The sequence below is a fragment of the Methanobrevibacter sp. genome (genome assembly GCF_045114555.1).
Lineage (GTDB): Archaea > Methanobacteriota > Methanobacteria > Methanobacteriales > Methanobacteriaceae > Methanobrevibacter.
Map to the genome: position 1 here is coordinate 1 of NZ_JBGUKT010000007.1, position 23217 is coordinate 23217.

General features: G+C 32.6%; 28 protein-coding genes and 1 pseudogene. All 29 read left to right on the plus strand.

Going from position 1 to position 23217, the window contains the following annotated elements:
* Positions 1 to 837: pseudogene (locus ACJMLB_RS00940) on the plus strand (hypothetical protein); the annotation flags it as partial.
* A 350-nt stretch (positions 838 to 1187) separates the two neighbouring features.
* Positions 1188 to 1820 carry a MotA/TolQ/ExbB proton channel family protein gene (locus ACJMLB_RS00945; protein ID WP_405322939.1) on the plus strand — a complete coding sequence of 211 codons (633 nt, stop codon included), beginning with the start codon at positions 1188 to 1190 and terminating at the stop codon, positions 1818 to 1820.
* 11 nt (positions 1821 to 1831) lie between these two features.
* Entirely contained in the window at positions 1832 to 2170 is a 339-nt protein-coding gene (locus ACJMLB_RS00950) for a DUF2149 domain-containing protein (protein ID WP_304136287.1), read from the plus strand.
* Between the two features lie 343 nt (positions 2171 to 2513).
* The gene (locus ACJMLB_RS00955; protein ID WP_292788330.1) at positions 2514 to 2711 is read left to right on the plus strand and encodes a histone family protein; all 198 of its coding nucleotides are present in this window, start codon (positions 2514 to 2516) and stop codon (positions 2709 to 2711) included.
* A 621-nt stretch (positions 2712 to 3332) separates the two neighbouring features.
* Positions 3333 to 3701 carry a 50S ribosomal protein L7Ae gene (gene rpl7ae, locus ACJMLB_RS00960; protein WP_292777681.1) on the plus strand — a complete coding sequence of 123 codons (369 nt, stop codon included), beginning with the start codon at positions 3333 to 3335 and terminating at the stop codon, positions 3699 to 3701.
* Positions 3702 to 3752: 51 nt separating this feature from the next.
* Entirely contained in the window at positions 3753 to 3959 is a 207-nt protein-coding gene (locus ACJMLB_RS00965; protein WP_292777638.1) for a 30S ribosomal protein S28e, read from the plus strand.
* A gap of 48 nt (positions 3960 to 4007) precedes the next feature.
* The gene (locus ACJMLB_RS00970; protein ID WP_067146875.1) at positions 4008 to 4169 is read left to right on the plus strand and encodes a 50S ribosomal protein L24e; all 162 of its coding nucleotides are present in this window, start codon (positions 4008 to 4010) and stop codon (positions 4167 to 4169) included.
* Complete coding sequence (ndk, locus tag ACJMLB_RS00975; protein WP_295606120.1) at positions 4166 to 4618, plus strand: nucleoside-diphosphate kinase; 453 nt, start codon at positions 4166 to 4168, stop codon at positions 4616 to 4618. The genes ACJMLB_RS00970 and ndk overlap by 4 nt, the downstream gene beginning before the upstream one ends.
* Before the next feature lie 104 nt (positions 4619 to 4722).
* Entirely contained in the window at positions 4723 to 6513 is a 1791-nt protein-coding gene (infB, locus tag ACJMLB_RS00980; RefSeq protein ID WP_405322943.1) for a translation initiation factor IF-2, read from the plus strand.
* A gap of 148 nt (positions 6514 to 6661) precedes the next feature.
* Positions 6662 to 7048: a 30S ribosomal protein S6e gene (locus ACJMLB_RS00985; RefSeq protein WP_292788680.1), complete on the plus strand. Its 387-nt coding sequence runs from the start codon at positions 6662 to 6664 to the stop codon at positions 7046 to 7048.
* 389 nt (positions 7049 to 7437) lie between these two features.
* Entirely contained in the window at positions 7438 to 8661 is a 1224-nt protein-coding gene (locus ACJMLB_RS00990) for a translation initiation factor IF-2 subunit gamma (protein ID WP_405322946.1), read from the plus strand.
* 52 nt (positions 8662 to 8713) lie between these two features.
* On the plus strand, positions 8714 to 9118 hold the full coding sequence (locus tag ACJMLB_RS00995) for a PIN domain-containing protein (protein ID WP_405322948.1): 405 nt from the start codon (positions 8714 to 8716) through the stop codon (positions 9116 to 9118).
* A 192-nt stretch (positions 9119 to 9310) separates the two neighbouring features.
* On the plus strand, positions 9311 to 9883 hold the full coding sequence (locus tag ACJMLB_RS01000; RefSeq protein ID WP_296856759.1) for a DNA-directed RNA polymerase: 573 nt from the start codon (positions 9311 to 9313) through the stop codon (positions 9881 to 9883).
* The gene (spt4, locus tag ACJMLB_RS01005) at positions 9883 to 10062 is read left to right on the plus strand and encodes a transcription elongation factor subunit Spt4 (RefSeq protein ID WP_405322950.1); all 180 of its coding nucleotides are present in this window, start codon (positions 9883 to 9885) and stop codon (positions 10060 to 10062) included. The genes ACJMLB_RS01000 and spt4 overlap by 1 nt, the downstream gene beginning before the upstream one ends.
* A 234-nt stretch (positions 10063 to 10296) precedes the next feature.
* A complete protein-coding gene (locus tag ACJMLB_RS01010; protein WP_405322952.1) occupies positions 10297 to 11106 on the plus strand; it encodes a DUF4013 domain-containing protein in 810 nt (269 codons plus the stop codon).
* Between the two features lie 245 nt (positions 11107 to 11351).
* On the plus strand, positions 11352 to 11855 hold the full coding sequence (locus tag ACJMLB_RS01015; RefSeq protein ID WP_405322954.1) for a GTP-dependent dephospho-CoA kinase family protein: 504 nt from the start codon (positions 11352 to 11354) through the stop codon (positions 11853 to 11855).
* Between the two features lie 56 nt (positions 11856 to 11911).
* Complete coding sequence (locus ACJMLB_RS01020; protein ID WP_295606135.1) at positions 11912 to 12229, plus strand: 30S ribosomal protein S24e; 318 nt, start codon at positions 11912 to 11914, stop codon at positions 12227 to 12229.
* Between the two features lie 27 nt (positions 12230 to 12256).
* The gene (locus tag ACJMLB_RS01025; RefSeq protein ID WP_292777618.1) at positions 12257 to 12415 is read left to right on the plus strand and encodes a 30S ribosomal protein S27ae; all 159 of its coding nucleotides are present in this window, start codon (positions 12257 to 12259) and stop codon (positions 12413 to 12415) included.
* Between the two features lie 208 nt (positions 12416 to 12623).
* Positions 12624 to 12929 carry a nucleotidyltransferase domain-containing protein gene (locus ACJMLB_RS01030; protein ID WP_295606139.1) on the plus strand — a complete coding sequence of 102 codons (306 nt, stop codon included), beginning with the start codon at positions 12624 to 12626 and terminating at the stop codon, positions 12927 to 12929.
* Positions 12922 to 13290, plus strand: a complete 369-nt coding sequence (locus ACJMLB_RS01035; protein WP_295606142.1) for a HEPN domain-containing protein — start codon at positions 12922 to 12924, stop codon at positions 13288 to 13290. The genes ACJMLB_RS01030 and ACJMLB_RS01035 overlap by 8 nt, the downstream gene beginning before the upstream one ends.
* Positions 13291 to 13324: 34 nt before the next feature.
* Positions 13325 to 14743: an argininosuccinate lyase gene (gene argH, locus ACJMLB_RS01040; RefSeq protein ID WP_405322958.1), complete on the plus strand. Its 1419-nt coding sequence runs from the start codon at positions 13325 to 13327 to the stop codon at positions 14741 to 14743.
* A 121-nt stretch (positions 14744 to 14864) separates the two neighbouring features.
* On the plus strand, positions 14865 to 16007 hold the full coding sequence (locus tag ACJMLB_RS01045) for an ATPase (protein ID WP_405322960.1): 1143 nt from the start codon (positions 14865 to 14867) through the stop codon (positions 16005 to 16007).
* Between the two features lie 63 nt (positions 16008 to 16070).
* Positions 16071 to 16382: a hypothetical protein gene (locus ACJMLB_RS01050; RefSeq protein WP_405322962.1), complete on the plus strand. Its 312-nt coding sequence runs from the start codon at positions 16071 to 16073 to the stop codon at positions 16380 to 16382.
* Positions 16383 to 16505: 123 nt separating this feature from the next.
* A complete protein-coding gene (locus ACJMLB_RS01055; protein ID WP_296869232.1) occupies positions 16506 to 17111 on the plus strand; it encodes an acyltransferase in 606 nt (201 codons plus the stop codon).
* A gap of 367 nt (positions 17112 to 17478) precedes the next feature.
* Positions 17479 to 17646 (plus strand): 4Fe-4S binding protein, encoded by a 168-nt coding sequence (locus ACJMLB_RS01060; protein ID WP_292776291.1) that lies wholly within the window; start codon positions 17479 to 17481, stop codon positions 17644 to 17646.
* Positions 17647 to 17662: 16 nt separating this feature from the next.
* Positions 17663 to 18850, plus strand: a complete 1188-nt coding sequence (locus ACJMLB_RS01065; protein ID WP_405322965.1) for an NAD(P)/FAD-dependent oxidoreductase — start codon at positions 17663 to 17665, stop codon at positions 18848 to 18850.
* 240 nt (positions 18851 to 19090) lie between these two features.
* On the plus strand, positions 19091 to 20065 hold the full coding sequence (gene galE / locus ACJMLB_RS01070) for a UDP-glucose 4-epimerase GalE (RefSeq protein WP_405322967.1): 975 nt from the start codon (positions 19091 to 19093) through the stop codon (positions 20063 to 20065).
* Between the two features lie 63 nt (positions 20066 to 20128).
* A complete protein-coding gene (locus ACJMLB_RS01075) occupies positions 20129 to 21469 on the plus strand; it encodes a hypothetical protein (RefSeq protein ID WP_405322969.1) in 1341 nt (446 codons plus the stop codon).
* A gap of 302 nt (positions 21470 to 21771) precedes the next feature.
* On the plus strand, positions 21772 to 23214 hold the full coding sequence (gene purF / locus ACJMLB_RS01080; RefSeq protein WP_405322971.1) for an amidophosphoribosyltransferase: 1443 nt from the start codon (positions 21772 to 21774) through the stop codon (positions 23212 to 23214).
* The last annotated feature ends 3 nt before the right edge of the window (positions 23215 to 23217 follow it).

The following is a 23217-nucleotide window of genomic DNA, read 5'->3' on the forward strand; positions in this document are numbered from 1 at the left end:
ATTACAGGCAAGGCTGGAAGTCATATGTATGCGTTGGTTGCAGGAATTGAGGTGCAAGACTCTGATGACAGAATACTTAACAATACAATAATAGTGGATACTGTTGGCGGATATCATGATGGTGATCGCATTTATGGCATAAGTTATGCCCAGAGCACTGGCGGCAATCATAAATATCAAATCAAGTATAATAATGTCACAGTTCCAGGACCTATTGCAATCAGCTTGAATCAGGGTTTATTGGATTCCACTACCAGCGATACAAATGTCATGTATAACATTTTGGTTACCGGTCGTGGCGAAGGTGGTGACAAGGCTGTGGCAATTGGAGGCCAAGGTACAAATAATGTTGTAAGGTATAATACCAATGGTTCCAATCCTGTTCGCCATATGTCCCAGCAGGATTTGCCTGATTGGCTGAAGAATTATCAAAGTCCAAAAGGCAATGGATTTAGCTTGTCCTGGCTGAGTGAGGATGGAAATGCTCATTTTGGGGGCCTTGGCAATGGTTCCGGCCGTGGAGGATTCCATTTTGATTCAGATGTCAATGGCAGGAATAGTCGCTTTAGCAAGTCAAATGCTACTCATGGTGATTTGAATTCTACCTATTATTCTGTTGGGGATTCCGGTTTGAGCATTGCAGCTGCTTCTTCATCTGCAGGTTCTGCTTCCAACTCTCCGTCAGAAGTTGATAAGAATGCCTATGAGATTGATGAGCATGACAATGTAGTTAGCAAGTCTTCAGATTATTTCCAATTAGGACTAATTTGTATTGTTGCATTGTTATTGTTGCTTGTTGGATATAAGCGTCAGAAGGATAAAGAGGAAGAAGAATAGTTAAAATTTTTGTTTATGATGGAGTGTTTGCCAAAAAATATCAAATTTAAGCTTCATAATTTTTAGATAATAAACCTCTAAATTATTATTTTTTTGGCAAATGCTTTTTTTTAATTTTTTAATTTTAAAATTAAAGGATTAAGTTTTGTTTTTTGATTTTAAAATTAATAGATTATGTGATTTATTAATTGTCTTATCTAGATAAACAATTTATAAAATTTAAGATTAGAATATTTATTCATTTATTTTAATGATTCGATGAATTAAACAATAACTTTTATATAAATTATTTATTTTAATTAGTCATGTTTTTAATTATATTGTATAGTTTTTAGGAGGAGTAATTTTATATGGTTGGCACTAACATTTTAACATCTACTTTGGATTTGGTTAGCCAAAGTCTTCAAATCCCTGTAATCATTTTCCTATTGTTGTTTGCAATAGGAGCAATCATACTGTTAGGTGGATTGATCAGGGAATTTAGGCATAGAAAGACTGTTTCCAATGTGGAGATGAAAAGATTAATCAATGAGATCTCAAATGCAAACAGTCAAGAGGAAATATTGAATATAGTACAATCTTCAGAGATTCCAAATTCAATGAAGAATGACTTAAGGGAGATTACAGACACTGATCTTGACCTTGAATCAAGAATAGCACTTGCAAAGAAATTAGTCAATTCAAGAGAAAAGAAATTGGAGAAAAGACTCTCATACACTGATATTATCACTCGTATCGGCCCTACTCTTGGGTTGATGGGTACTTTGATTCCTATGGGTCCTGGTCTTGCTGCTTTAGGTAGCGGTGACATTGTGACTTTGTCCAATGCTATCATTGTTGCTTTTGACACCACTGTTGTTGGTATTGGTGCAGGTGCACTTGCTTATGTAATCAGTAAGATCAGACGCAGATGGTACAGTGAATACATAGCAAACATAGATGTATTAACCGATGTGGTACTCACCAGAATCAAAAAAATTTAAGGTGAAAAAGTATGGTTAAGCTTAATCGAAAGACTGCTTTTGAGGAGGAAGAGGAAGACCCAATGACTGGTGTTGCCAACTTGGTTGATGCAATGCTTGTAATAGCAGTAGGTCTCCTGGTGTTTCTAGTCATCTCATGGAACATGCAGGCAATTGTATTCAATGAGGATATCAATCCAGAACAGAGGCAGGATGCTATCAATGCCATGAAGCAGGTAACAGAGATAGATCAAGGAAAGCAGTTGAATGAGACTCCTGATGTAAGTTCAAGTTCAGGAGAAGGGTATGCTGAATTGGGAAAGGTCTACAAGGATTCCAATACGGGCAAGCTGATAATGATAGAGAATTGATTAATTTTCTATTTTTCTTATTATTTTTTTTCATTTTCTTATTATTTTTTTAAATTCTTAACTCTATTTAAATTCCATATTTTTTTGATTTTTTTAATATTTTTCTTTTAATCTTTGATTTTTTCAATATTTTTTATTGTTTTTCATTTTGGTATAATATTTTTTAATGAATTTTGGATTATTTTTATATTTTTTGTTAAGATTTGAATTAAAAAATTTTTAATATTCTTTATAAATATTTAATTGAAATATGTAAATGATTTTGAATTTCAAGCATTTTTATAGATATATTTATATATTAAAAAATATACAATTACTATTATAGAAATTTGAGGTGTTAAATATGGAATTACCAATCGCTCCTATCGGAAGAATATTAAAAAATGCTGGTGCTGAAAGAGTAGCTGATGCAGCTAAAGCTGAATTAGCTGAAGCAATCGAAGAATACGGAAACGAAATTGCTCAAAAAGCAGTTAACTTTGCACGCCACGCAGGTAGAAAAACTGTAAAAGCTGAAGACATTAAATTAGCAATCAAATAAGATTGCTGTTTAGTATTTTCGGATTTGGATCTAGATTTAAGTAATTTTTACTTTTATCTCTTTCTTACGCCTTTTTACGAACTCTTTATTTTTATTTTTTTTAAGTATCATTAAATAATTGGCTTAAATTGCTAGTTATTTTTCTTTTAAAACCTATTTTTCTAATAACATTTATATACTATAAATAATATATTTTATTATGTCTAGTTCTCTAGAATTTATTTCATTAATACTAAATTGAAAAATTTTATATTATTAGCTGATTTTACTAAAAACTAATAATATTCATTGAAAATATTAAACTAGAATAAAAACTTTTTACTTTTATTTTAGGCTTTATTATTTAGTGATGTGGATATAATATTTAGAGTTATAGATTAAAACTTTAAATCTGTAATTATAATTGAATATTTTTTAGCTTCTATAAGCTAACTTTTTATTATGATATTATATTTAAAGAGATTTCAAATTGATTTAATCTTATGTATCATATTTAAAAGGTTTTATCTATAATTGATGGAAATTGATTATTTTATTAATATTTGATTATTTTACTGATTTTTATAGTAATTATTTTGCCGATGGATGGCAAAAAGCCAGATGAAAAAGGAGGTAAATTATATGGCAAACATTTATGTAAAATTTGACACACCTGAAGAAATCGCTAACAAAGCAGAAGAAGCTTTAGAAGTAGCACAAAATACTGGTAAAGTAGCAAAAGGAACTAACGAAGTAACTAAATTTATCGAAAGAGGAAACGCAGCTTTAGTCGTTATCGCTGAAGATGTTGACCCTGCTGAAATCGTTGCTCACATTCCTGTTCTCGCTGAAGAAAAAGAAATTCCTTACGTATACTTAGCAACCAAAGACAAAGTTGGTGCCGCTGCTGGTTTAAGTGTTGGAACTGCTTCCGCTTGTATTGTAGATGCTGGAGATGCTGCTGACTTAGTAGCAGAAGTTGTTGAAAAAGTTGCAGAACTTAAAGAATAAGTATTGCGCCTTAGAAGATACATATCTTCAAAATAATTAATAGGTGATAATATGGAAGAAGGAAGTCCAGCAGAAGTTATTGAAGTTCTAAACAGAACTGGTATGACTGGAGAAATCATGCAAGTAAAATGCAGAATCCTCGATGGAAGAGACAAAGGAAGAATTTTAACAAGAAATATCATGGGCCCTGTACGTGAAGGCGATATTTTAATGTTACTCGACACAATCAGAGAAGCTAAGGAGATCAGAACTCCTTAATAACTTAGGTTATTATGAGCTTATCTTACTTAAAGAAGGTGTTTTAACATGAGAACTTGTTCATTCTGTGGTAAAGAAATAGAAGAAGGTACCGGTAAAATGTACGTTAAGAAAGACGGATCCATCTATTTCTTCTGTAGTAGTAAATGTGAAAAAAATATGATCAAACTTGGTAGAGTACCAAGAAAAGTTAAATGGGTTAAACAATGATTGAAAGAAGCTTTGTAATGATGAAACCTGATGCGGTATCTAGACGTTTAATGGGTCAAGTTTTAAGCCGTTTTGAAGCTAAAGGTCTTAAAATCGTAGCTATGAAATTAAGACAAATTGACGAAGATTTAGCAAAAGAACATTATGGAGAACACTCTGAAAAACCATTTTTCAACGGTTTAGTGGAATACATCACTTCCGCTCCAGCTTTAACCATGGTTATTGAAGGAGACGATGCTATTTCTGTAATCAGAAAAATGGTAGGAGCAACCAATCCTAAAGAAGCAGATGTTGGAACCATTAGAGGAGATTTCGGTATGGATACTGGAAGAAACATTATCCACGCATCTGATGCACCTGAATCTGCTAAAAGAGAAATTGCTCTTTTCTTCGATGAAGAAGAAATTTGCGATTATTCCATGTCTGATAACGCTTGGATTTACGAATAGATTCAGATTTCTTAAAAAATCAATTCGTTGTCTATAATCGAATTAAAATTATTATTGTTTAAATTTATTGAATTATTGAATTATTTAGTTGTGAGTGGAGTTATATGAAGATTAGATCCCCAATTGTATCTGTTTTAGGTCATGTAGACCATGGTAAAACTACCCTTTTGGATTATATCAGAGGAAGTACTGTAGCTGATAGGGAAGCTGGAGGAATTACCCAGCACATCGGAGCTACTGAAATACCAATAGATACAATTAATGAAATATGTGGCGATTTTATAGCTAGATTATCAATTAAGGATACAATTCCTGGTTTGTTTTTTGTAGACACTCCTGGGCATGCTGCATTTACATCACTTCGTAAACGTGGTGGAGCTTTAGCGGATTTGGCTATTTTAATTGTTGACATAAACGAAGGTTTCAAACCTCAAACCTATGAGGCAATCAATATATTGAAAATGTATAAAACTCCATTTATCGTTGTAGCAAATAAGATTGACAGAATCTTTGGATGGGATATCCATGAAGGCGCTTCCTTTATGGAAAGCTTTAAAGAGCAAGCTCCAAGAGTTCAAACCGATTTGGACTTGAAAATCTATGAGCTCATTGGAAAATTGCATGAGGAAGGATTCCAGTCTGAAAGATTCGACAGAGTCACTGACTTTGCAAGCCAAATTACAATCATTCCAATCTGTGCAAAATCAGGTGAAGGTATCATTGAGCTTATTGCAATGTTGCTTGGTCTTGCTCAGGAATACTTGACTGAACAATTGGAAATCCACGAAGACGCTCCTGCAAAAGGAACTGTATTGGAAGTCAAGGAAGAAACCGGTCTTGGAGTGACCGTTGATAGCATTATCTATGATGGTGTGCTCCGTGATGGTGATGAGATTGCTTTGATGGATGCAAACAATGTTGTAAAAACCAAAATCAGATCTATCTTAAGGCCTCTCCCTCTTGAAGAGATGAGAGATTCCAAGAAGAAATTCAAAAAGGTTGATGAGGTTGTTGCAGCAGCAGGTATCAAGATAGCTGCTCCAAATCTTGATGATGTCGTTTCAGGTTCCCCTCTTAGAGTATTGAATGAGGATGAGGATGTTGAAGCGGAATTGTTGAAGGAATTGGAGGACATTACCGTTGATACTGATGATGAAGGTTTATTCGTTAAGGCAGACACTTTAGGTTCCCTTGAAGCGGTTGTTCACTTGCTTAAGGAAATGGAAATTCCAATTAGGTCTGCAGAAATCGGTGATGTAAACAAGAGGGATGTAATCGATGCATCCATTGCTAAGGACGAAAACATCGAGCATGGTGTAATCATTGCATTTAATGTAAAGGTACATCCAAAGGCTCTTGACGATTTAAATAATTCTGGCGTTAAGCTCTTCCAAGGTGATGTAATCTATCAGATCACTGAAGATTATGAAGCTTGGGTCCAAGAGAGAAAAGAAGCTCAGAAAAAGCAATGGCTTGATGCAATCATCAAACCTGCTAAGTTCATGATTCTTCCAAAACTCATATTCAGGCAAAGCAAACCTGCCATTTGCGGTATTGAAGTTGAAGCAGGAACCGTTAAGCAAGGATATGCTTTAATGAGTGCAAATGGAGACTATGTAGGTACCATTGCCAGTATGGAAGATAAGGGCGAAACCTTGACTGCAATTTCAAGAGGTCAAAGGGTTGCTATGGCTATCAACGATGCTGTAGCTGGAAAGGACTTTGAAGAGGGAGACACATTATATGTAGACATCCCTGAAAAGCATTACAAGATCTTGGAAAGAGAGTTTAAGGACAAATTGAATGAAGACGAATTCATGGCCCTTGATGAAATCCTGGAAATCAAACGCAGAAGAGATCCAGATTGGGGTAAATTCGGTCTTTTTGAATATTAATTAAATCATTAGTTCATATTTCAATAAGATTCTAGAAATTTCATTTAACAATATAATTTGATGATGATTTCACATATATTTAAGATTATAGAATAAATACTAGAGATTAGGAAAGATTAAATTCCGAAAAATAAAAGGAGGAATTTTATTGGCATTTAAAATTGTTGTATCTGAAAAAGAATTAAGTTATCAATTAGAAGTTGATGATGGAAAACAATTAAACGGTTTAAAAATCGGAGAAGAATTCGATGGTCAAATCGTTGGTTTAGATGGCTACACTTTAAAAATCACTGGTGGTAGTGACAAAAACGGATTCGCTATGAAAAAAGACGTTGATGGTCCTAGAAGAATCAAAAGTCTTTTAACCGGTGGAGTAGGCTACAAACCTAAAGGCGATGGTGTTAAAAGAAGAAAAACCGTAAGAGGAAACACTATCTCTGAAGATATTGTTTTAATTAACACTATTGTTACCAAAGCAGGTAGCAAATCCATATCTGATATCTTAAATCCTGAAGAAGAGGAAGCAGAAGAATAATCAGATAGCCAAATGATTAATGAAATTTATAATGAAATTCCCATTTCATTATTATTTTTCAATTTTTCATTGAATTAAAAAGTAAAATAATTTTATTTGAAATTATTGAAATTAAATTTTTATTTAGTAAATTAAAATAATTTTTATTTAAAATTATTAAATTAAATTTTTATTATATTTTATTATTAAAAGCATTAAATCATGTTTATATTAAAATTGAATTATAAATATGATTTTAATTTAAAAAGTGAGATTATTCATAAGTGTAATTCAATATTAATATAAATTTCATTGTTGAATTTATTATTAATTATCATTATTAACTAATATTCATTTATGTTTATTATTTAATTCAAATTATTTATTTAAAAAAATTAAAGGTGTAATCTGTGAAAGTTCAATCTGATGTAAACATAGGACTTGTGGGCCATGTCGATCACGGAAAGACAACACTTACTAAAGCATTATCTGGTGTATGGACAGATACTCACAGTGAAGAAACAAAAAGAGGTATTTCAATCCGTTTAGGATATGCTGATATTGAATTTAGAAAATGTCCTAATTGTGAAGAGCCTTTATGTTACACTACTAAGGATGTTTGTGAACATTGTGGAAGTGAAACTGAAGTAATTAGAAAAGTATCATTTGTAGATGCTCCAGGACACGAAACCTTAATGGCTACCATGTTATCCGGTGCAGCGATTATGGATGGTGCTGTATTGGTAATTGCAGCTAACGAGGAATGTCCGCAACCACAAACCAAGGAACACTTGATGGCACTTGATGTTATCGGTGTTAAAGATGTAGTTGTAGTTCAAAACAAGGTTGATATTGTTCCTAGAGAAAGGGCTGTTGAAAGCTACAATGAAATCAAGGAGTTTGTAAAAGGCACCTGTGCAGAAGATGCACCAATCATTCCAGTATCTGCTCAGCAAGGAGCTAATATCGATATTCTCATTAAAGCTATCAATGATGTTATAATTACACCAGAAAAAGAATTAGACAAACCTGCTAGAATGCATGTAGCTAGATCATTTGACATTAACAAGCCTGGTTCCCACCCTAAAAAGATTAAAGGTGGAGTAATCGGTGGAAGTTTAGTTCAAGGTACTCTTAAGTTAGGAGATATCATTGAAATTAGACCTGGAATCAATGTCAAGGAAAGCAAACAGAACAAATGGATCAGCTTGACTTCTGAAATCATTGGATTGGAAGCTGGTGGAGAATCTGTTGAAGAGGTAGGTCCTGGTGGACTTATTGGTGTAGCTACCAAATTAGACCCTGCATTAACCAAAGCAGATTCATTATCTGGTTCCGTTGCTGGTGCTGAAGGTACTTTGCCTGAAGTATTGCATAGCTTTGACATGAAAACTGAGCTATTGGAACGTGTTGTAGGAACTAAAGATGAAAGAAAAGTGGATCCAATTAAAATCAAGGAACCTTTAATGATTAACTGTGGTACAACCACCACCATCGGTGTAGTGACCAAAGTTAAGAAAAACGTTAGCGTTGCATTGAAATTGCCTGTATGTGCAGACAAAGGGGACAGAGTAGCTTTATCCCGTAGAGTAGGTGCACGTTGGAGATTAATTGGATTTGGTATAATTCAATAAGTTTAATATCTTAAATTATTGAATTTCATTTTAAAATTTAGTCAGTGATAACATGGAATCTGGAGATAAAAGAGAAGTATTCATTGATACTAACTTTTTTATGATTCCTTTTCAATTCAATGTGGATATTCTAGAGGAATTCAAAAGAATTTTGCCTAATTATCAATTGGTAACTGCAAAATTTGTTATTAATGAGCTTAAGGGCCTTAAGAACAATAGCAAAGGAAAAGTTAGACTAGCTGCTGGCTTAGGCTTGAAAATTGCTCAATCCAGCGAAATTGAAATTAGAGACATTCCTTTAAATGATGGCGAATCTGTAGATGATGCATTGATTAGAGTGTCCAATGTTTTGGCGACAAATGATGCAAATCTAAGAAGGAAAGCGAAGAAAAAAGGAATTGCATTAGTTATTCTTAGGCAAAAGAAATATCTGGCAGTTGAAGGTTATCTGATTTAAATTAATTCATTGGCATTATAAGTAACTTTAAATAGTTTCATTATTATATTTTTAATTGATATTCATAATTTACTTTAAAATTCACTAAATTCATTAGAATTTATAAAATTATAAAATTTATTATAATTAGCTTTATTACAAATTTATTTAAAATTTAAATTTCACTTAAAACGAGGGATTATTTTGTATTACATGACAACTATTGAGGGAACTGTAAGAATTCCACCTTACAGATTTGATGAACCTCTTGAAGATGTAGCTATTGAAACTTTAAATGAGGAATACGTCGGACAGCTCGATAAGAATTTAGGTTTAATGGTCGGTGCTGTCAGCATTGAGGAAATTGGTGAAGGAGTGCTCATTATGGGTGATGGTGCTGCTTACCATAATGTTGTATTCAATGCGATTTTCTTCAAGCCTGAACAACAGGAAATTGTTGAAGGTGAAGTGACTGACATTACTGAATTCGGTGCATTTGTAAGAATTGGTCCTATGGAAGGTCTTGTACACGTATCTCAAGTAACTGATGACTATATCAATTACGATCCTAAAAACGCATCTCTTTTAGGTAACGAATCCAAAAAGGTCTTAACTGAAGGAGATAGAATCAGAGCAAGAATAGTTACTTTAAGTCTTAAAGGAAAATCCATTAAGGAATCTAAGATTGGTCTTACCATGAGACAACCTAACTTAGGTAAATTCGAATGGATTCAAGCTGAAAAGAACAAAGCACTTGAAAAAGCTAATGCTAAGGTGGAAGAATAATGTTATACGCTTGTACACATTGTAATTTATTAACTGAAAAGCAACAATGTCCAGAATGTAAAAACCCTACTTCATCTAATTGGAGCGGACTTTTAATCATAACTGATCCTGAAGAGTCTGAAGTTGCTCGTGAATTAGGAATTACAAAAGCTGGCGAATACGCTTTAAGAGTAAGATAATTTTCTTACTTTATTTTTTTTATTTTTTAAATATTTTCTTATTTTTTCTAATTTTTAATTATTTCTTCTATTTTGCTATTTTTATCATTTATTTTTGCTTATTTTATTCTAAAATTAATTAAAAACTTGTATTTTTACAATAAAATTTAAATAAGATGTTGTTTAATATATTATTGGATTTTATAAATCTAATTAAGTAATTTTTATAATTATTTGTATAATTGGAGGTTTTTTATGACTAGTTTAATAGATTTATTCAAAGAAGCTTTAGTATACCCTACTAAAGATTATAAGGCATTAGTAATATTTGGAGTTATTTTCCTAATTGCTAATTTGTCTTCAGTATTAATTGCATGGAATATTGAAATTAATGGATCTGTAATCAGTTTATTGGCTATTGTCTCATTAATTCTTTATTTTGTAACTGAAGGTTATATATTAAGCGTTTTAAAGGAAACAATAAATCATGGGGATGAGATTCCTGCTTTAAATATTCTTGAGAATTTCATTGACGGATTGAAATTATTGGTTGTGCAAATTGTTTATTACATCATCCCAACAATAATCGTTTTGCTTGTAGGTTGGGTTTCTGGAACCTATTCCGCTATGGCTGAAATTTTAGCGTTTATAGGAAATACCATTTCAGATACAGTTGATCCTAGCATGGCTATTAGTGCAGTTCCTCAAGATCTTTGGGCACCATTATTCACTGGTCTTGCAATCACTGGAATTGTTGCAATAATTTTATACCTCATCTTTGGTTTATTATTAGAGATTGCAATGTGCAGATTAGCTAAATATGGTGATATCGGAGAAGCTATAAACTTTAAGGAAGTCATTGCTGACATTCAAGCAATCGGTATCGGAAGATTCATTGCATGGTTCATTATTTTATTTATTTGCGCTCTCGTTCTAGGATTTGTTTTAGGTATTATTACTTCTATTCCATATATTGGTGTATTGGTTGCATTTTTAGTCGGAGCTCCATTTATAGCATTATTTGGCGCTAGAGCTTTAGGTAATCTTTACGCTGATGCTGAATAGATTCAAGTTTTGGGATTCAGTCTGTAGAATCTAGACAAAAATCCTTACTAATGTTTAGAGTATCTTGCTCTAAACTATTTTCTTTTTTTAACTAATTTATCTCTATTTAGAGCATTTGCATGCTAAACTTTATATATCTTAAATTAGATAAATATTAAAGTATAATAATTATTTTACTATATATTTTTTGCTCGAATATTTAATTAAAATATTATTATTGGAGATTTATTGATAGAGGTTAAAACTTGTTTAAGTTAGATGAGAATTTAATAGGTGAATTCAAAAAGCCATTAGGTAAATTGTATCCTGAGTTTGAAGATGCAATTCCTATGATTAAAGAAGCTAATTTCTTAATCTCTGTTGGTGATCAAACCACTAAAAATCTTGTTGATAATGATTTGATTCCTGATTTGGGAATCATAGACAATCGTATTCAACGTAAAGATCATAATCATGATATTATTCGTACAGAAAACATTTTAGAGGCAGACAATCCTGCTGGTACAATCTCTGAAAATCTATGGGAAACCATAGAGGAAGCCATTTCTTTAACTTTGAAAGATAGCGAAAATCGCATTATTGTAGTTAAAGGGGAAGAGGATCTTGCTGTTCTTCCATGCTTATTGGTTGCACCTGAAGATGCTGTTATATTATATGGACAACCTAATGAGGGATTGGTCTTTGTAAATGTTTCTGATGGAAAAGACAAAGCTGCTAAGCTTATGACTTACTTTAAGGAAATGGCTTAGTTTAATTGTATTTTATAATTAATTAAATTCAAACCCTAAAATGAGAGGTTTTTATAATGGAAATCGAAATTTTTGAAAAGAAAGAAAACGTTTTATTTGATAGAACTGAAGTTAAATTTTATGTTTCATACGTAGGAGAACCAACTCCTAAACTTTTAGATGTCAAAAGCAAATTAGTTGCAATGCTTGACACTAAAAAAGAATTAATCGTTGTAGACAACATCCAACCAGGATACGGTGAACCTAAAGCAACTGGTTACGCTAAAGTATATGGTAGAGAATCATCTTTAATTGATGTAGAAAAACCAAGCATCATTGAAAAGAACAAAGAACCAGAAGCTCCTGCTGAAGAAGAAGATGAAGCGGAAGAATAAATGATTAATGTTTAGGAGGATATTATTATGCCTGATAAAAAAGATTTATACACTGTAGAAGGAGACAAAATCGTAAGGAAAAACCCATTCTGTCCTCGTTGTGGTGAAGGTGTCTTCATGGCTGACCACGGTGACAGATTCGCTTGCGGTAAATGCGGATACACTGAAATGAAAGCTAAAGAATAGATTTATTCTTTACTTTACTTTTTTACTTTTTTTTAATTATTTTTTTACTTAGCTATTTTTACATTTTTAATTATTTTAGTCTATTTTTTAGATATTTTTACTTAGCTGTTTTTACATTTTTAATTATTTTAGTCTATTTTTTAGATTTCGCTACAAACATTTATTATTTATAAAATGTATATACACTATTAATAATAAGGTGATAATTATGAATAACCGTTTAGCAATTGCTCGTGATTTTGCAAAGGCTATAAATAATGAGTATATATCTAAAATAATTTTATTTGGTTCTGTAGCTAGAGAAGAAGATACAGAAGACTCAGATATTGATATTTTAGTTGTATCAAATTATGCTAAATTGATTGAACCTAAAATAAGAGAAGAGGTTTTCAATGTTGTTATTGATAAAAAGGAATTCATATCTGTCCATGTCTTTTCAGAAGAGAAATTAAATAAAATCCAAGATTTTTCCTTATTAAAAAACATTGAAGAAGAGGGGATTGTCCTTGGATGAAATAGAATCTTGTATTGAAATTGCAATTGATGATTTGGAATCAAGCAAGCTTCTTTTGGAAGCAGGCAAATATAGAAATTCCGTAACCTTATCCTATTATGCAATGTTCTCTATTGCAAGAGCTTTACTTTTAAAGAAAGGTTTAACTCCTAAAACACATGATGGGGTAATCACATTAATCGGTGAAAAGTATGTTCTCGATGAAGGATTTGATAGGGAGTTGGCATCCAGATTCTCTAGGGCGAGAACAATTAGAGAAGATGCAAGTTATGCAAATTATGATGATTTTGATTTAGACACTGCAAAAGAGAATATATGGCTTGCTGAAGAGTTTATAAATGAAGCTAAAAAATTCTTATGATTATTTTTATTTATTGTTTAATGAGTTGATACGAGTGAAAATTAGAACTGGAAGACTTGAAAAGGAAATGACCGATGAAGCTGCAATATACACCTCTTCATTGGAATTTGACAGATTTATCTTTGATGCAGACATTCAATGCAATTACGCTCACACTTCAATGCTTAAGGCACAAGGAATTATAGATGAAGAAATAGCAGATAAGATCCTTGAAGCATTGGATAAGCTTAGTGATGAAGGCTTTGATGCCCTTGAATTTGACCATTCTGTTGAAGACGTTCATATGGCTGTAGAAAACTATGTAACAAAGCTTGTAGGTCCTGAAGCAGGATTTATGCATACTGCAAAGTCAAGAAATGACCAAGTTGCAACAGACATAAGACTTCTTTTAAGAGACAGAATAACTGAAATCCAAATCGGAATCCTTGAATTCATTGAAGGTATCCTTGAGCTTGCAAAGGAGCATAAGGAAACCGTCATGATCGGATACACTCACTTGCAGCATGCACAGCCTGTTACCTTGGCTCATCACTTGATGGCACATGCACAAGCACTAAAAAGGGATTATCAAAGGTTGGATGACACCTATAAGAGAGTCAATCTAAACCCATTAGGTTCTGCTGCTATGGCAACTACAAGTTTTCCAATTGATAGGGAATTGACAACTCAATTATTAGGATTTGATGATTATCTTGAAAACTCCATGGATGGTGTTTCCTCAAGAGACCACATTGCAGAGACTGTATTTGACTTAAGCGCTCTTTGCACCACATTATCCAAAATCTGTGAGGAATTAGTTCTTTGGAGCACTTATGAGTTTGGAATCGTTTCAATGGCTGATGAATACTCATCAACATCTTCAATCATGCCACAAAAGAAAAACCCGGATGTAGCGGAAGTTGCAAGATCAAAATGCGCTATTGTAAACGGTGAACTTGTAACTATCCTTACAATATTGAAAGCTATTCCATACACTTACAACAGAGATTTGCAGGAAATCACTCCTCACTTATGGAATGCATGTGATGTGGCTTATGATACCTTAAAGATAGTCAACCATATGCTCTTGACTGTCACTTTCAATACAGAAAGATGCTTAGAGTTAGCAGGAGCTAACTTCGCTACAGCTACTGACTTGGCAGACATTATGGTAAGGGAAAGAAAGATACCATTCAGAACAGCTCATAAGATTGTAGGTAGAATTGTAAATGAGGCAGTTGCTGAAGGAGTGAATCCAAGTGAAATTGACGGAGAATATGTTGATAATGTTGCGGAAGAGCTTGGATTTGAAAAATTAGGTCTTGATGATGAATTGATTCACAATGCATTGAATCCAATTGAAAACGTTAAGATAAGAAACGTTCCTGGAGGACCTTCCCCTGAAATGGTCCAATTGGCTATTGACAATATGAACATATTTTTAGATAATGAATTTGAAAAGCAAGGAATCTAATTGTTTTTCATTTCAATTATTTTATTTTTTCAATCATTTTATAACTATTGTTAAAATTTTATCTTTAATGCTAAATGAATTGCTAAGATTTAAAATATTTTTGTTTCTAAATGGTGGAAATATGGTATATGATGTAAATGCTCTTCTAAATCATATCAATAGGATTAGAAAGGAAATAGGTCATGAGGAAGTCAGTATAGACATTAAGGAAGTTCTATATGACAAGTACACTAACGAAATGTGGATAATTACCAATGACCGTCCAGACAAATCAGCCATTATCGGTAAAGGAGGATGGGTTATTGGAAGACTTAGAGAAGAGCTTGAAATAGCGAGCATTCATGTTGAAAGCTATTCTGATTTCCTTCAAAAGGAGTACAGGATGGAACTTTCATTGAATAAGCTGAATTCCTTTGTAACCGAAAACAAGGATAATTTGGATTATGGCGCATTCATAGCATTGAACAATCTAATTGACATTCTAAAGATAAAATTGGATAATTTATATTCATTTAATTTCTACAAGTATTTCAAGGATTTGGATGAAAGCCCTTATGGATATTTTGAAGCCGAAAAGCCAGCAGCTATTGTGGCATTGTCTGGCGGTACTGACAGCAGCTTTTCACTCATTTTGGCTAAAAAATTGGGATTCAATCCAATAGCGATTACAGTTGATCCCGGAACAATTGTTCTTCCAAAGCAATTCAAGCATAATATTGACAAGTTGGTAAGTGAATTGGATGTTACTCATGAATACATTCAAGTGGATTATGATGAACTTATTGAAGAGTCATTCACAGGAAGATTCCACCCATGTGGAAGATGTTCAAAAATCATTGAAGACACTTTATACAAATATGCTTTAGAGAATGATATTCCTATTGTGATTTTCGGAGATATGTTGGCAACTGGAAGTCAGTGCATAACCGAACAAATTTGTAATTTTGATGAAAATGAAGTAAAAATTAATGAAAACAGTGAAAATGAATCAAGTGTAGATAAAGAAGTTAATAATCATAAAGTTATTAGACTCAACTTACCTGCTTCATTATCCGTATCAAAATTAGAGAACAAATCATTGACTAGCCATTATAATTTAATTAAGTTTAAAGGATTCGGATGTCCTTTGTTGTATGAAGTTCATAAGAAGTTTCCGCATATGAAAAGGTACTCAATTCAAAGAATTTTAAGGGAAACCCGATCAGGTGTACTTGAACCTGGTGAGGCATTGGACTTGATTTGGAGTTTTTATAAGACTGACTAATAATTTGAAATAAACTTAATTTTTAATTTTCATAATTATGATAATTTTTATTAAGGTGAAAATATGAAAAGAACTATTTGTCCACGTTGCGGTTCTACTAATATAGATTGGATCATTCCCCAGGTTTGGTCAAAATGGGAATGTAAGGATTGTTCATACACTGGACCTGCCATTGAAGCTGATGATGACTTGATTGCAGAAATCAAGGCAGATTGGGAAGAGAATAAGGAAAAATATCTTGAAGAGGAAGATATGAGAGCTCAACAGATCGCCTCTGGTGAAGATGAAATCCTGGATGAGGAAATGGAACTTGAAGAGGAAGATGAGCTTAGTGAAGAGGAACTGGATAAGAAACTAAGGGAATTGAATCTATAATTTTTTAAAAAATATTCAATTTAAATCATTATATTTTTATACTTTATTAAACATACTATTATTTGAATATATTAGCATTGTAAAAATTTTAAGTTCATTGAACTTTCTAAAAGAGGTGATATTATGCCTAGTTTTTTAAATTTGCGTGGAAACAATAGTGACTCTAAAGACCCTAGACTAATCAGGGAAGGAATCAAATTAGGAGTTAATTATAAAAGATTTAGTAAAGACCCTGTTTTAGGTAAAAACATCTTGCTAAGGTCTAACACTGTAATCTATAATGATGTAATCATTGGTGATGATTTTAAAACTGGACATAATGTTGTTGTAAGAGATCATACTACAATCGGTAATGATGTATTGATAGGTACAAACACTGTAATTGAAGGTGGATGTGAGATTGGAAACAATGTAAGCATCCAATCAAATGTATACATTCCAAGAAACAGTATCATTGAGGACAATGTGTTCATTGGACCATGTGCCTGCTTTACCAATGACAGATATCCTGTCAGAGTTGAATATGATTTGAAAGGACCTCAACTTAGAAAAGGATGTTCCGTTGGTGGAAATACAACATTCCTATCCAATATTGAAGTTGGTGAAGGAGCTATTGTAGCTGCTGGTGCTGTAGTGACCCGTAGTGTACCTCCTTATTACTTGGCTATTGGTACACCTGCAAAGATCAAGCCATTGCCTACTTCACTTAGAGTTCCAAACATGATCTAATTTGGAATTTTTTATTTTTTTATTTTTTTATTTTTTTATTTTTAATGGCAATTTTTTAATTCTTTTTTCCATTTTATTTTATTAATTTTATTAACTTTTTATAGTTTATTTTCTATTTTTATTAATTTTTAATTCTATTTTTCCTAATTTCTTCATTATTTTTCCTTTTTTTAACCTAAAGATTATATATAATAAAAAATATATATTTTTATGTTATGTATTAAGACTATTTATTCTAAAATATTCTAAAACTATTTATTTTTTATTGTTTTTTAGGTTTTAAAATATTTTAAAATAAATTGATGATTTTATATTAATTATATTAAAATAATTTAAATAAATTTGAAACTATTAGGGAGACTTAATTATGATTGTAAAAGATTGGTGTTCTTACTGCGGTTGTTGCGCAGGTGTCTGTGTAAGAAACTGCATAGAAGTAAAGGAAACTGCTTTAGTTTTTGATGATAACTGTAATAACTGTGGAATTTGTGTAGATGCTTGTCCTTTAGCGGCATTGGAAATGGAAGAGGAATAAGCGAGGATTGATTATTATGATTAAAACTGATGTATTAGTTATTGGTGCTGGACCTGCTGGTTCCACTGCAGCTAGATTTGCTGCAAAAGGTGGAGCAAAAGTAATTCTCATGGATAAGAAATCTGAAATCGGTGCTCCTAAAAGATGTGCAGAAGGTGTTTCCAAAAGAACCTTTGAAATCTTAGAGCTTGAAGCTGACCCTCATTGGATCACCCAAGAAATCGAAGGTATCAGATTAATCGCTCCAGATGGAACTGACGTTTGGTTAACTAACGATGTAGTTGAATTGCCTGAAGCGGGTTACATCTTGGAAAGAAAAGTCTTCGATAAGCATTTGGCTATGGAAGCTGGTAGAGCCGGAGCAGAAATCAGAATCAAAACCCAAGCAAAAGGTCTTAAGAAAGAGGAAGACGGATCCTACACAGTAACCTGTGAATGCATGGGTGAAGTTTTCGACATTAATGCTAAAATCATTATCGGTGCAGACGGTCCTGAATCCCACGTAGCTAAATGGGCTGGATTAAAGGCTATCACCAAACCTAAACACATGGAAGCTGGTGTACAGTTTGAAATGTGTAATGCTAAAATGGAAAGAAACGATGTGCTTGAGTTTTACTTCGGTAGCGTAGCACCTGGTGGTTACTTCTGGTTATTCCCTAAAGGTGACGATATCGTAAATGCAGGACTTGCTATCATTCCTGAAATGGCTGAAAAATCCGCTTACGAATACTTAGTTGATGCTGTAAACAACTGTTACGCACTTAAGGATGCTCAACCTGTAGAATTGAATGTAGGTGGAGATCCTGTTGGTGGTCTTGTAAAGGAAATGTACAATGACAACATCTTGCTTTGTGGAGATGCAGCAAGTCAAGTTAACCCATTAACCGGTGGAGGAATCACCAGTGGTATTACTGGTGGTAAATTAGCAGGACAAACCGCTGCTGAAGCTATTGCAGCAGGAGACTGCTCCAAAGAATTCCTTAAAAAGTATGCTGAATTAGTTGATGAAGCTATGGGTCATGATATGGACAAATACAGCAAAGCTTGTGATTACTTATGGTCTTTAAATGATGATGACTTAAACAGCATTGCAAAAGCTTTCCAAGACATTGAATTTGAAACTCTTGGAACCACTGAACTTGTAAAAGCATTAATTAAAGTGCAACCAAGTGCAGCTTTAAAATTACGTAAATTATTCTTATAATAATTTACTAATTTTCTTTTTTTCTTTTTTTAATATTCTTTTAGTTAATTTTAATTATTTATTTCACTTTTTTTCAATTAATTTTCCTTTATTTTAACTTAATTTATGTAAAAAGTTATATATTCATTAAAATAAAGTAAATATTAATATATATTTTAAACATAGAATAAAAATCAAATATTTTTCGAATTTAGAAATGGAAAGTATTTTATTAATCAATAATTAGCTATTTGTGATAATATGATATTAATTACTGGTGGAGCAGGATATATAGGCTCCCATGTCAATAAATTGCTTAATAATTCAGGTTATGAAACAATAGTTTTGGATAACCTATCCAAAGGCCATAAGTCTGCAGTTAAATGGGGAGAGTTTGTAAATGCAGATTTAAGCGACAGTGAGAAAGTAAGGGAAATCTTTCAAGACAATGATATTGAGGCAGTAATGCACTTTGCAGCCTTTTCATCTGTTGCAGAGTCTGTTGAGGAACCTGAAAAGTATTTCAAGAACAATTATGAAAACACCTTGAATTTGCTTAAGATCATGAAGGAATTCAGAGTGAGAAAATTTATCTTTTCATCAACAGCTGCATTATATGGCATTCCAAAATCCATTCCTATCAATGAGGATAGTGAATTGAAGCCAATCAACCCTTATGGAGAATCAAAACTAATGGTTGAAAACCTCTTGAAGGATGAGTCTGATTTTGGTGGCTTGAAATATGTTTCACTAAGATATTTCAATGCAGCAGGTGCAGACTTGGATTGTGAGATTGGTGAAGACCATAACCCAGAATCCCATCTAATTCCTTTGGTATTGGATGCAGCTCTTGGAAGAAGAGACAGCATTTCAATTTTTGGTGATGATTACAGCACTCCTGATGGCACTTGCATCAGGGATTATATTCATGTAAATGACTTGGCTGATGCCCATTTGAAAGCATTGCAGTATTTGGAGGAACCTTTCAATGACAGCAATATTTTCAATTTGGGAAATGGCAATGGATTTTCTGTTAAGGAAGTTGTTGACACTTGCAAAAAGGTCACTGGAATTGACTTTGATGTAAAGATTGAAGGAAGACGTCCAGGTGATCCTGATATCCTAATAGCTGATTCCAAAAAGGCAGAAGAGATATTGGGATGGAAACCTCAAGTTACAGAATTGGAGGACATTGTGGAATCTGCTTGGAATTGGCATAAGAAGATTCATGTTTAAGAATTGTGATTTGGAAAACAATAGTTAGATTTAGAGATTTTCTTTTAAAAGAGGAGTGTTAAAATGGATAATTTTGAAGAAAACGATTATGGATTTAACGATTTTGGAGATACTTACTCAAATGAATTAAATGCAGGGGAATTGGTTGATGTTAGGATAATCCTAACCAATTTGGATTATTTGGAATTCCTTTCCAAGGCTGTAAGCAATTTTGACTTATCTAATTTTAATGTGAATATCTCTTCCATAATTCCAACAAAAGACATTGAAATAGCTAAAAATACTGTAATTGGTGCAGATTTGATTTTAATCGCATCTGAAAACAATGCAGAAAGCCATAGATTATATCAAAACTTCAAGAAATCATTGAAGAATGAGTTTAATTACATTGAATACTTGAAACTTCCTTCACTTGATGAATTGAATGGCTATGATTATGATGATTATGATGATAATCTCATGGAGGATGAAATAGCAAATTCAATCATTCGAGGAGGATTATACAGCATTTCCAATCTATCTTCAATCAATGATTCAAAAAGAAAGTATTCTGAACTTAAAAAGGATTTCGAAGAGGAATCATTGAAATATGATAAGATAACTAAGGAAAACGAACTTTTAGTCAAGGAATCCAAAGCAATTAGAGAGAAAAATGAAAAGCTTTCAGAAGAAGTGAAAGTGCTTCAAAGGCAATTGGATCAAATCAAGTCAGACTTTTCAGATTTGAAATCAAGATTTGAAGGAATCCATAGCAAGAACTCATTGGAAGTCTATTCATTAAATGAATTGTGGTATGATCTCTTTGGAGAATACTTGTCTCAGGATGTTTATAAGTTCATTTTAATCAGCACAGACAATTTCCGTCCTAAAAACCTTATGATAGGTCAAGGAGCCATTTGTGCAGAGTCTAAGGAAGATGCATTAGATTGGTTGAAGATTATTAAGACTGCATTTATCCTGTCTGATACAAATAAGCAGGATTTGGATTACAATAATTTCAAAAGCAATTTCAAGTTTGATGACATTGATGAGTTTGGAGCAAGCTCTTCAATATCTACATCAGGATTTGAGACAATAGATGAGAATGACATTTTCAACACTCCAAAGGATGATGGATTTATCTATAATGAAAGATTCGAAGGAAATTCTAATATAGAAAATGATTCTAGTGATTCCATAATTGATGATGATTTATTCACTAATGCTTTCATTGATGAGTCCAAAAGGGAAGACATAAATGTTTTCAATCTCAAGTCTTTAAAGTCAATTGAGGATGAAGAGGAAGACTCAAGTGAAAATCCAAGTTATAGCAACAGAGAAGAAGATTATGATTATGATGATGAAGATAATGTAGATGATGATGAAGAAGAAATCTACAATGCTTTTTCAAACCTTTGGGGTTAAATAATCGGTTATTTTAATTTTCTTTTTTTAACTATTATCTTATTTTTTTACTATTTTTAGTATTTTTTTATCTTATTTTTTTAAAGAATTTCAATAAATTTCCTATCTATTTTTTAATAATTTTTTTATAATTATTTATTACTTTTTTACTAAATTTTTTTCAAAAAGATTTATTATAAATATTAGAAAATTTATAAATAATTATATAATATTTTTTTAAGTAAAATTATTGTGAAAATATTATATTCATGATTTAAAATTATTAAAAATTTTATGTCTTAATAGGGTAAGGAGATTAAATATTGAAAGATAAGTGTGGTATTGTAGGAATACATTCTAAGGACAATCTTAAGGATGTTTCTCACTTGATTTATTATGGTTTATATGCTTTACAGCATAGAGGACAGGAATCTGCAGGTATAGCTACTCATAACATCAATTATGGTCTGAATTTTTATTGTGGAATGGGTCTGGTAACTGATGTTTTCAACAATGCTTTAATCAAAAGTTTAGCGGGTAATGTAGGTATTGGACATGTAAGATATTCTACTACAGGTCAGTCTAAAATAGAAAATTCACAGCCATTCTTCACTGAATTGGATGATGGATTCATCGCTATGGCACATAATGGTGATATTGTAAATTCAGGTTCCTTAAGAGAGGAATTGATTAAGAAAGGTTATGAATTCAAATCTGACACTGATTCTGAAGTTGTTTGTTACTTGATTAAGGAAGAGGCTAAGACTGAGAAGGACTTCCTTAAGGTAATCGATGCAGTTTCTCAAAAGTTAATAGGTTCATATTCCTTGGTTATTCTAATCAATGATGAATTGTATGTCTTAAGGGATCCTATGGCTATGAAACCTTTAGTCTTAGGTGAAACAGATGACCATTTCGTTGTTGCATCTGAAACTGTTGCTTTTGATGTTATTGATGCAAGGCTTATCCGTGATTTGGAGCCAGGTGAATTGATCTACTTTAAGGACAATAAGGTAAACTCCTATATCTTGCCATCTGCAAAAGGTTCCAAAAGGGCACATTGCATGTTTGAATATGTTTACTTTGCCCGTCCTGATAGTGTAATCGATGAGAGAAGCGTATACAATACAAGACTTAGAATCGGTGAAGCATTGTATAAGGAATACCCTATTGATGCAGATTTGGTATTGCCTGTTCCGGATTCATCAATCCCTGCAGCTATTGGATATGCAAGGGCTTCAGGAATTCCATACGGTGAAGGTTTAATCAAGAACAGGTATGTTGGAAGAACTTTTATTATGCCAACACAAGAAGAGCGTGAAATTGCTGTAAGACTTAAATTAAACCCATTAAGACATGAACTTGAAGGAAAAAGTGTTGTTGTAATCGATGACAGTATCGTTAGAGGTACAACTTCCGAGTCCTTAGTAAGAATCCTTAAGGCAGCAGGCGCTAAGGAGGTCCATATGTTGATTGGATGTCCTCCTGTAATTGCACCATGTTTCTACGGTGTAGCTCTTGCTACTAAAGAGGAATTGATTGCAGCTAATTTGGAAATTGATGATATCAGAAAACAGTTAGGTGCAGAAACTTTAGGTTATATCAGCATTGAATCTCTTATCGAAGCTATTGGCATTGATGGGGACAATTTATGCTTAGGCTGTATCAATGAAGACTATCCTACTGAGATTCCAGAGGATTTGGAAGCGGAATCTTACTATGATTATTATCAACCTTTAATGGATGCAGCTGAAGAAGATGAATAAATT

What these genes read in the sequence shown, in the direction of transcription:
- ACJMLB_RS00945 (WP_405322939.1), top strand. Translation starts at nt 1,188, where the DNA reads ATGGTTGGCACTAACATTTTAACATCTACTTTGGATTTGGTTAGCCAA.
- ACJMLB_RS00950 (WP_304136287.1), top strand. Translation starts at nt 1,832, where the DNA reads ATGGTTAAGCTTAATCGAAAGACTGCTTTTGAGGAGGAAGAGGAAGAC.
- ACJMLB_RS00955 (WP_292788330.1), top strand. Translation starts at nt 2,514, where the DNA reads ATGGAATTACCAATCGCTCCTATCGGAAGAATATTAAAAAATGCTGGT.
- rpl7ae (WP_292777681.1), top strand. Translation starts at nt 3,333, where the DNA reads ATGGCAAACATTTATGTAAAATTTGACACACCTGAAGAAATCGCTAAC.
- ACJMLB_RS00965 (WP_292777638.1), top strand. Translation starts at nt 3,753, where the DNA reads ATGGAAGAAGGAAGTCCAGCAGAAGTTATTGAAGTTCTAAACAGAACT.
- ACJMLB_RS00970 (WP_067146875.1), top strand. Translation starts at nt 4,008, where the DNA reads ATGAGAACTTGTTCATTCTGTGGTAAAGAAATAGAAGAAGGTACCGGT.
- ndk (WP_295606120.1), top strand. Translation starts at nt 4,166, where the DNA reads ATGATTGAAAGAAGCTTTGTAATGATGAAACCTGATGCGGTATCTAGA.
- infB (WP_405322943.1), top strand. Translation starts at nt 4,723, where the DNA reads ATGAAGATTAGATCCCCAATTGTATCTGTTTTAGGTCATGTAGACCAT.
- ACJMLB_RS00995 (WP_405322948.1), top strand. Translation starts at nt 8,714, where the DNA reads ATGGAATCTGGAGATAAAAGAGAAGTATTCATTGATACTAACTTTTTT.
- ACJMLB_RS01000 (WP_296856759.1), top strand. Translation starts at nt 9,311, where the DNA reads ATGACAACTATTGAGGGAACTGTAAGAATTCCACCTTACAGATTTGAT.
- spt4 (WP_405322950.1), top strand. Translation starts at nt 9,883, where the DNA reads ATGTTATACGCTTGTACACATTGTAATTTATTAACTGAAAAGCAACAA.
- ACJMLB_RS01010 (WP_405322952.1), top strand. Translation starts at nt 10,297, where the DNA reads ATGACTAGTTTAATAGATTTATTCAAAGAAGCTTTAGTATACCCTACT.
- ACJMLB_RS01020 (WP_295606135.1), top strand. Translation starts at nt 11,912, where the DNA reads ATGGAAATCGAAATTTTTGAAAAGAAAGAAAACGTTTTATTTGATAGA.
- ACJMLB_RS01025 (WP_292777618.1), top strand. Translation starts at nt 12,257, where the DNA reads ATGCCTGATAAAAAAGATTTATACACTGTAGAAGGAGACAAAATCGTA.
- ACJMLB_RS01030 (WP_295606139.1), top strand. Translation starts at nt 12,624, where the DNA reads ATGAATAACCGTTTAGCAATTGCTCGTGATTTTGCAAAGGCTATAAAT.
- ACJMLB_RS01045 (WP_405322960.1), top strand. Translation starts at nt 14,865, where the DNA reads ATGGTATATGATGTAAATGCTCTTCTAAATCATATCAATAGGATTAGA.
- ACJMLB_RS01050 (WP_405322962.1), top strand. Translation starts at nt 16,071, where the DNA reads ATGAAAAGAACTATTTGTCCACGTTGCGGTTCTACTAATATAGATTGG.
- ACJMLB_RS01055 (WP_296869232.1), top strand. Translation starts at nt 16,506, where the DNA reads ATGCCTAGTTTTTTAAATTTGCGTGGAAACAATAGTGACTCTAAAGAC.
- ACJMLB_RS01060 (WP_292776291.1), top strand. Translation starts at nt 17,479, where the DNA reads ATGATTGTAAAAGATTGGTGTTCTTACTGCGGTTGTTGCGCAGGTGTC.
- ACJMLB_RS01065 (WP_405322965.1), top strand. Translation starts at nt 17,663, where the DNA reads ATGATTAAAACTGATGTATTAGTTATTGGTGCTGGACCTGCTGGTTCC.
- galE (WP_405322967.1), top strand. Translation starts at nt 19,091, where the DNA reads ATGATATTAATTACTGGTGGAGCAGGATATATAGGCTCCCATGTCAAT.
- ACJMLB_RS01075 (WP_405322969.1), top strand. Translation starts at nt 20,129, where the DNA reads ATGGATAATTTTGAAGAAAACGATTATGGATTTAACGATTTTGGAGAT.